Origin of the sequence: Bacteroides sp. UBA939, from assembly GCF_002293435.1 — a bacterium.
In the GTDB taxonomy this organism is placed as follows: domain Bacteria; phylum Bacteroidota; class Bacteroidia; order Bacteroidales; family Bacteroidaceae; genus Bacteroides.
Genome location: NZ_DBDF01000123.1, coordinates 459 through 8,735, shown reverse-complemented (window position 1 = coordinate 8,735; position 8,277 = coordinate 459). Strand labels below are relative to the sequence as shown.

Sequence of the window (8,277 nt, the reverse complement as noted above, 5' to 3'; positions counted from 1 at the left end):
ATATTATCATTCATAGTATAAACTAACTATGAACATCTACTTAAGATATTTCCGAAGCAATAAACCCCGCCTCAAAGGCAGTGGAATATCTTGCAGACTGTAGCCTGCATTATTCATACTTAATTTGCCTCTGCACTCTTTCTTCTTCTGGTCGGTTTTTCCTTTATCTCCTCTTTGTGGTCGGAAGTTACACCTGCCAATTCCGGGTCAATCATGATACGTCCGCAATATTCGCAAACAATGATTTTCTTGCGGGAGCGAATATCCAACTGCCTTTGAGGCGGGATTTTATTGAAGCAACCGCCACAAGCGTCACGCTGTACATATACGATACCCAGTCCGTTACGGGAATTCTTGCGGATACGTTTGAAAGACTGGAGCAAACGCGCCTCAATTTTTGTTTCAAGGTCTTTAGCTTTGTCTCTCAGTTTTTCTTCTTCCTGCTTGGTTTCAGAAATGATTTCGTCCAACTCACCTTTCTTAACGTCCAGGTCTTTCTGCCTTTCATCCAACGCAACGGTACTTTTCTCCACTTCGGCAGATCTCTCCTGATCCTGTGTCGAGAACTCCTTGATTCTCTTTTCGCAAAGCTCTATTTCCAAAGTCTGGAATTCGATTTCTTTGCTCAGAAAATCATATTCACGGTTGTTTCGTACGTTCTCTTGTTGTTCCTTATACTTTACAACCGAAGCCTTGGCCACTTCAATTTCTACTCTTTTGGTAGCGATAGCAGATTTCAGTTCGGCAACTTCCGCCTTGATTCTGTCTATACGGGTACTTAAACCGGCGATTTCATCTTCCAAGTCTTGCACTTCCAACGGAAGTTCACCTCTCAAAGTCTTGATTTCATCAATCTTGGACAACATGGTTTGCAGTTGGAACAATGCTTTCAGTTTTTGTTCCACGGTCAATTCCTGTGGTTCTTTTTTTGATTCTTTAGCCATTTTATTTATAAATATTTTATGGGATTGGTATTCACTTTACACTGTTGAAGCGCAAGATTAGGAAACAACTCCCGGATTACTGTATAGAATATTTCTTTTGTATACTGTTCACTTTCGTAATGTCCGATCTCTGCCAGCAAAATGTCCGCATCGTGTCCGAAATAGTCATGATACTTTATTTCTCCGGTAATAAACACATCCGCCCTCTTGCGTATGGCTGACGGTATTAAAAACGCTCCGGCTCCTCCGCACAATGCTACGGTTTGTATCTCGCGTCCCATTAACTTATTATGTTTCAGGCAACCAGCTTCAAAAGTTTTCTTCACACGTTTCAGGAACTCTAATTCGGTTTCCGGTGTTTCCAGTTCGCCGATAACTCCCGCTCCTGCTTGATTCCAACTATTTTGCATAGGATAGAAATCAGGAACAGAAGTCACTAAATTCAGTAAAGCATTATCTTTTTCCTCCAATACACGCACATGAGTCAATCCTATCTTTTCGGCAATCTTGAAGTTTACTCCTTCCGGAGCATTATCCAGATTCGTGTGGGCCGAGTAGATCACGATATCATTCTTTATAGCTTTCATGATACAACGCTCTACATAGTCTTTGCCCGTAATGGATTTATATCCTTTAAATATCAGCGGGTGATGGGAAATAACAAGATTGTATCCTAACGCTATAGCTTCGTCAATCACGGCTTCAGTAACGTCAAGACACAACAAAGCCCCTGTAGCTTCCGCTTCTGTCAGTCCGATTTGCAAACCGGAATTATCAAATCCGTCTTGCAATGGCAGAGGCGCAAATCGTTCAAGGGCGCATACTATTTCCTTAATTCTCATTATGTGAATGGAAAATTTCGGTGCAAATATAATAAAAATATACTGAGAAGCCGTTTGGTTTTGACTCTTTTTAGTATTTTACTTCTTTTTCTCCTTCTTTTCTACCATTACTTCCAGCAATTTTCCGTTGGCATCGAATGATTTGCGCGATGCAAGTGAAATGGTTATCATCAGCGAAAGCATAGATGCTGTAAAAGTTATTACCATAATCATCATCTGATACTTGATGGCGACATTCGGACTGCTACCTCCCAGAATCTGTCCAATCATCGTGCCTGGAAGCGCTACTAATCCCATTACCGCTATATTGGCAATCAATGGACTGAATGATTTTATGATAGCCTGCTTGATAAAAGGTGCTTGCGCTTCTGCCCTTGTGGCGCCGTTACCGAGCAGATAACGGTATAGTTGTTGTTCCCGTTTCAATCCGCTGTAATAGGCATTCAGTGCAATGACATTGCTGGACAACATATTTCCCATCAAGATACCGAATATTGGAATGAAATACTGGGCGTTGAATACATTCTCCAATTGCAAGACAACAGCAATGAAATACATACCTACACAGACCACACTGCATAGAAATCCGATGGAAATAGGGATAAACAACACTTTCCGTTTGAGTTGGGTTCGGGCCAACGCTGTTTGCGCAGCAACGAATATCATGATAATTATCCACAGGAAGTTTATCCAGGGATTATTCCACAGAAATAAATATCTCAAATATACGCCAATAAAGAAGAGTTGTATAATCATGCGCGCAACGCCGATAATGGTAACCCACAATAGCCCTGTTCTGAACTTCCATAAGTAGAACAGAGGAATGATTAACATCAGCAAACCGATGGCTAAACTGGTATATGATATGTCTATTGTTCCCACTGTGGTTGAATGTTAGTAACTATTATTCATCATAACGTTATCATCTGGTTGCACCCTTGCGCAAACCTGAGGTCGTGAGAAACGGCAAGAACGGCACTTCCTTTTTTCATTTGCTTCCGAAAGAAAGCAAGTACTTTTTCTGTTGAATTCGAGTCCAAAGCAGAAGTCGGCTCATCCACTACCAGCAGAGGTTTTTGCATCATGATGGCTACGGCAATCATGATACGCTGTCTTTGTCCTCCCGAAACCTCATTCACGCGTTTGTCATACAAATCCTTTTCCAATCCCAGCTCCTCGAAGCAGTCAAGCAATTTTTCCATAGAAAATGGAGTAGCACGGTTGGCTTTCAGGTTGAACGGTAATTGCACCATTTCCCTCACCCACTCCGATGGAAGGACTAATTCTTGCGGTATCCATGCTACTTGCCTGCGTATCAGGTCAATAGTAGGTTTCTCCAGACGGACACCATTAACAATAATGTCTCCCATCCGGAGTGGAACGAAGCCCAATATAGCATTCAGCAGCGAAGTCTTTCCCTTACCGGATTGTCCGGAAATACAGGCAATTTCTCCTTCATACAACTGCATGTTGAAGCCGGAAAAAAGCGTATCTTCCCCGAAAGCGATACATGCATTGTCTATTTGGAGTATAATCTTAGTTTCCATTTGCAAGCAAATATAGAAAGGAATTTTTAGAAAATATCGGATTATCAGTCAAAATAAGTATCTTTGCTTTCAATTTTTAATAAAAGATAAGAGTTATGGTACAGAACGAACGTGCAAGCCGCCACGAACATGTGTTGAATGTGGCGCGGCAAATGATGACTGCCGCCCGTACCGCACCGAAGGGAAAAGGTGTGGATGTTATTGAAATAGCTTTGGTTACAGGTGAAGACTTAAAGAAGTTATCAGGGAAGATGATTGACATGTCACAAGAGCTTGACATGAAATTTTTCCTGCGCGATGCGGATAATATCCTGCAAGCCGAATGTGTAGTTATAATAGGTACGCGCGAGCAGGCTCAAGGTCTGAATTGCGGGCATTGCGGATATTCCACTTGTAGTGGTCGTCCTGACGGCGTGCCTTGTGCGTTAAATACCGTTGATGTTGGCATAGCAATCGGGTCGGCATGTGCAACAGCCGCCGATTTGCGTGTAGACACCCGCGTGATGTTTTCTGCCGGACTTGCCGCGCAACGATTGGAATGGTTGTCCGGATGTAACTCTGTTTATGCTATTCCGGTCAGTGCATCATCTAAAAACCCATTCTTTGACCGGAAACCCAAAGAAGAAAAGAAGGAAGAATGAGGTGATAAACAAGAAAATGATGAGTGATAAGTTTTTCAACGCAACCCTCCCTGCCGAATGGTCGCCGCAAAGCGGAATACAACTAACCTGGCCTCATGCCGGAACAGATTGGGTACGTATGCTTACAGAGGTACAGTCTTGTTTTATCGCCATTGCCCGTGAGGTTGCCAAACGGGAATTGCTCTTGATTGTTACTCCTGAACCGGAAGTAGTTAAAAAGCAGATATCCGCTACCGTTAACATGTCGAACGTCCGTTTTATGGAATGCGAAACAAATGATACCTGGGCGCGAGACCACGGAGCGATTACCATGCTTGATGTAAACACGGAAGCCCCTTTCCTACTCGATTTCACTTTTAACGGTTGGGGATTAAAGTTTGCGGCAGACCTGGACAACCGCATTACCCGGCAAGCTGTGGAGGCAGGATACCTGCAGGGCAGTTATCTAAATCGTCTCGGCTTTGTCCTTGAAGGCGGTTCCATTGAAAGTGATGGTATGGGAACGCTACTTACCACTTCCGAATGCTTGCTTTCTTTCAACCGCAACGGACAGTTCAGCCGCGATGAAATCGAAGAATATCTTCGTTCGGTTTTCCAATTGAAGCGTGTGCTTTGGTTGGACTATGGCTATCTGGCAGGAGATGATACGGACAGCCATGTCGATACTCTTGCCCGCTTTTGTTCGCCGGATACGATTGCTTACGTACAATGTTCCGATAGGCAGGATGAACATTACGAAGCTCTTCATGAAATGGAGAAACAACTCAAAACTTTTCGTACTCCCGACGGCAAACCATATCGCCTGTTAGCATTGCCTATGGCCGACAGAATTGACGAAGAGGGCGAGCGCCTTCCGGCTACATACGCCAACTTCCTGATAATGAATAATGCAGTGCTCTACCCTATGTATCGTCAGCCTGAAAATGACACCCGTGCCGAAGAAATCTTGCAGCAAGCCTTTCCCGGATATGAAATTGTGGGCATTGATTGCCGTGCTCTTATCAAACAGCACGGCTCTCTTCATTGTGTAACCATGCAATATCCTGTGGGGGTATTGAAATAAATTCAAGAAATATGAGAATAAAAGTCGGTATTATCCAGCAAGCCAATACATCAGACCAGCGTACAAACCTGATGAATCTTGCCAAGAGTATTGAAGCATGTGCGGCGATTGGCGCTCAGTTGGTTGTGTTGCAGGAGCTTCACAATTCGCTCTATTTTTGCCAAACGGAGAACACTCAGTTGTTTGACCTGTCTGAAACCATTCCCGGCCCTTCCACCGGGTTCTATTCAGAACTTGCGGCTGCCAATAAACTCGTGCTGGTTACTTCCCTGTTCGAGAAACGCGCTCCGGGACTTTATCATAACACGGCTGTCGTATTCGACAGTGATGGTAGTATTGCCGGTAAATACCGTAAGATGCATATTCCCGATGACCCGGCATATTATGAAAAGTTCTATTTCACGCCCGGTGATATAGGGTTTGAGCCTATCCGCACTTCCATCGGCAAACTGGGGGTACTTGTTTGCTGGGATCAATGGTATCCTGAGGCTGCCCGCCTCATGGCATTGAAAGGTGCTGAATTGCTGATTTATCCTACTGCCATTGGTTGGGAAAGCAGTGATACGGATGAAGAAAAGAAACGCCAGTTGAATGCGTGGATTATTTCTCAGCGTGCCCATGCCGTATCCAATGGATTACCGGTGATATCCGTCAATCGTGTGGGACATGAAGCCGATCCGTCCATGCAGACAAACGGCATTCAATTCTGGGGGAATAGTTTTGTTGCAGGTCCTCAAGGCGAACTGCTGGCGCAAGCCGATAATGACCACCCGGCAAACATGGTAGTGGAAGTGGATATGGAACGCTCAGAGAACGTACGTCGCTGGTGGCCTTTCCTGCGCGACCGGCGTATTGATGCATACGAAGGGTTGACGAAGCGTTTTCTTGATTAATTAGGAATGACAATATAGCGAAACGGATTCTCAATCCGGTTGCTGCGCAATGCAAGCAATTCTTTAGACGCGGATAACGCGGATGACGCGGATTCTTAAATGCTGCGCTACGTTAGCCTGCCCGGAAAATAAAAAGAGATCCGTGTCATCCGCGTTATCTGCGTCTAAAGAATTTAATTATGAACATTGACTTACTGCAGCATTAAGCAATACAGTATAACCTACTTTTCCTTTACGTCAACAACCAAATTCAGTTCCTCCAATTGTGACGGGTCAAGTAAGGCGGGAGCATCCAGCATCACGTCGCGTCCACTGTTGTTCTTCGGGAATGCAATGCAGTCGCGAATACTATCCAGCCCGGCAAAGAGGGATACCCAACGGTCAAGACCATAAGCCAGGCCACCGTGAGGCGGTGCACCATATTTGAAAGCATTCATCAGGAATCCGAATTGCTCTTGCGCCTTTTCCGGGGTGAAACCTAATATCTCAAACATTTTTGCCTGCAACTGCGGGTCGTGGATACGTATTGAACCGCCACCAACTTCCACACCGTTAATAACCATATCGTAAGCATCGGCACGTACTGCGGCCGGGTCTGTGTCTAACAGGTCTACATCTTCATCTTTGGGGTGGGTGAACGGGTGGTGCATAGCCATTAAACGGTTTTCCTGTTCGCTCCATTCAAACATCGGGAAGTCTACTACCCACAGGCACACAAACGTATTCTTGTCACGCAAGCCCAGTTGGTTACCCATTTCAAGACGAAGCTCACAGAGTTGTTTGCGTGTTTTCATGGTATTGTCGCCACTTAAAATCAGAATCAAGTCATCCGCTTTGGCGCCGAATGCCTCTTTCATCTGTTGCAGCACCTCTTGGGAGTAGAATTTATCTACGCTTGATTTCACGTTTCCATCCTTTTCCACACGTGCATATACCATACCCTTAGCGCCAATCTGGGGTCTTTTCACAAATTCAGTCAGCGCATCCAGTTGTTTGCGGGTATAGTGGGCTGCCCCTTCCACGCAGATACCGCCAATGTATTCAGCGCTATCGAATACCGGGAAACCGTGTCCTTTCAGTACATCCATTAATTCTACGAATTTCATACCGAAGCGAAGGTCGGGCTTATCACTGCCGTAATATTTCATGGCGTCTGCCCAGGGCATGCGCAGGAATTGACCTTCCAGTTCTACGCCACGTATTTCCTTGAAGAGGTATTTTGTCATACCTTCAAACATTTCAATGATATCATCCTGTTCTACGAAAGACATTTCGCAGTCAATCTGGGTGAATTCCGGTTGACGGTCGGCTCGAAGGTCTTCGTCACGGAAACATTTGGCAATCTGGAAGTAGCGGTCAAAGCCGGATACCATAAGCAATTGCTTCAATGTCTGCGGGCTTTGCGGCAAAGCATAGAATTGTCCCGGATTCATGCGTGAAGGTACCACAAAGTCGCGTGCACCTTCCGGAGTAGACCCTACTAATACAGGCGTTTCCACCTCAATAAATCCTTCCTTGTCCAAGTATTGACGAACAGCGATCGTCATTTTATGGCGAAGCTCCAGATTCCTGCGTACAGACGGGCGGCGCAAGTCCAGATAGCGGTACTTCATGCGAATATCATCGCCACCGTCCGTATTGTCTTCAATCGTAAACGGAGGGGTTAATGCGGCATTCAATACGTGCAACTCCGATACGATGATTTCAATATCCCCGGTCGGTATGTTGGCGTTTTTGCTGAAGCGTTCATTTACCGTTCCTGTAATCCGGATGACGAATTCGCGTCCCAACCGGTTTGCGTTTTCACAAAGCGCTGCATCCGACTCTTCGTTAAAAACCAATTGCGTGATACCGTAACGGTCACGGAGGTCTATAAAGGTCATGCCTCCCATTTTGCGGCTACGCTGTACCCAGCCGGCCAGCGTCACCTGCTTATTGATATCAGAGATACGTAGTTCTCCACATGTATGCGTTCTAAACATCTTATATTATTTAAATTAATGTAGCAAAAGGACGTGCAAAAATACATAAAACAAATTATATTCCGTATTTATTCTTGGCAAAAAACCATTCTGCATGAAGAATAACGTACTTCCCCAAAATGCTTTTTATCCCCCCCTCAGAGGAGGTTCACATATAGTCTGCTCCGTATCATGTCCGTATCAAAGCCGTACCCGCTCCCTATAAGGGTACCTTTATACGGAGCGGGTACGGGGTTGGTACGCCCTTGACACACCCTTGGTACGGAGAAGATACTCCTAAAGTATGAATATCCGGGATAGAGTATAAGCCTCTATTATTCATACTGCAGGAGTGAAGGTGGTGGGTGTCAGTTTGTCACTTTGTA

The 8,277-nt window shown here is 45.0% G+C and carries 8 protein-coding genes; 3 read left to right on the top strand and 5 right to left on the bottom strand.

Annotated elements, in window-relative coordinates:
* Positions 1-119: 119 nt before the first annotated feature.
* The 4 genes from B2Z67_RS08120 to B2Z67_RS08105 form a co-directional block, all read right to left on the bottom strand.
* Positions 120-944, bottom strand: coding sequence for a zinc ribbon domain-containing protein (locus B2Z67_RS08120; RefSeq protein ID WP_291529320.1), 825 nt, complete (start codon positions 942-944; stop codon positions 120-122).
* Between the two features lie 5 nt (positions 945-949).
* The gene (locus tag B2Z67_RS08115) at positions 950-1,786 is read right to left on the bottom strand and encodes a Nif3-like dinuclear metal center hexameric protein (RefSeq protein ID WP_291529319.1); all 837 of its coding nucleotides are present in this window, start codon (positions 1,784-1,786) and stop codon (positions 950-952) included.
* A gap of 78 nt (positions 1,787-1,864) precedes the next feature.
* Positions 1,865-2,668 carry an ABC transporter permease gene (locus B2Z67_RS08110; protein WP_291529318.1) on the bottom strand — a complete coding sequence of 268 codons (804 nt, stop codon included), beginning with the start codon at positions 2,666-2,668 and terminating at the stop codon, positions 1,865-1,867.
* Between the two features lie 29 nt (positions 2,669-2,697).
* Entirely contained in the window at positions 2,698-3,318 is a 621-nt protein-coding gene (locus tag B2Z67_RS08105) for an ABC transporter ATP-binding protein (protein ID WP_291529327.1), read from the bottom strand.
* Positions 3,319-3,428: 110 nt separating this feature from the next.
* Here B2Z67_RS08105 and B2Z67_RS08100 point away from each other — a divergent pair, with 110 nt between their 5' ends.
* From B2Z67_RS08100 to B2Z67_RS08090, 3 genes are read left to right on the top strand one after another with little or no spacing between them, the layout of a single operon-like run.
* Positions 3,429-3,974, top strand: coding sequence for a ferredoxin domain-containing protein (locus B2Z67_RS08100; RefSeq protein ID WP_291529317.1), 546 nt, complete (start codon positions 3,429-3,431; stop codon positions 3,972-3,974).
* 16 nt (positions 3,975-3,990) lie between these two features.
* A complete protein-coding gene (locus B2Z67_RS08095; RefSeq protein WP_414630792.1) occupies positions 3,991-5,037 on the top strand; it encodes an agmatine deiminase family protein in 1,047 nt (348 codons plus the stop codon).
* Between the two features lie 11 nt (positions 5,038-5,048).
* Positions 5,049-5,930, top strand: a complete 882-nt coding sequence (locus tag B2Z67_RS08090; RefSeq protein ID WP_291529315.1) for a carbon-nitrogen hydrolase — start codon at positions 5,049-5,051, stop codon at positions 5,928-5,930.
* Positions 5,931-6,151: 221 nt separating this feature from the next.
* Here the strand turns inward: B2Z67_RS08090 and aspS are convergent, their stop codons facing one another.
* Positions 6,152-7,912: an aspartate--tRNA ligase gene (gene aspS, locus B2Z67_RS08085; protein WP_291529314.1), complete on the bottom strand. Its 1,761-nt coding sequence runs from the start codon at positions 7,910-7,912 to the stop codon at positions 6,152-6,154.
* Positions 7,913-8,277: the final 365 nt, after the last annotated feature.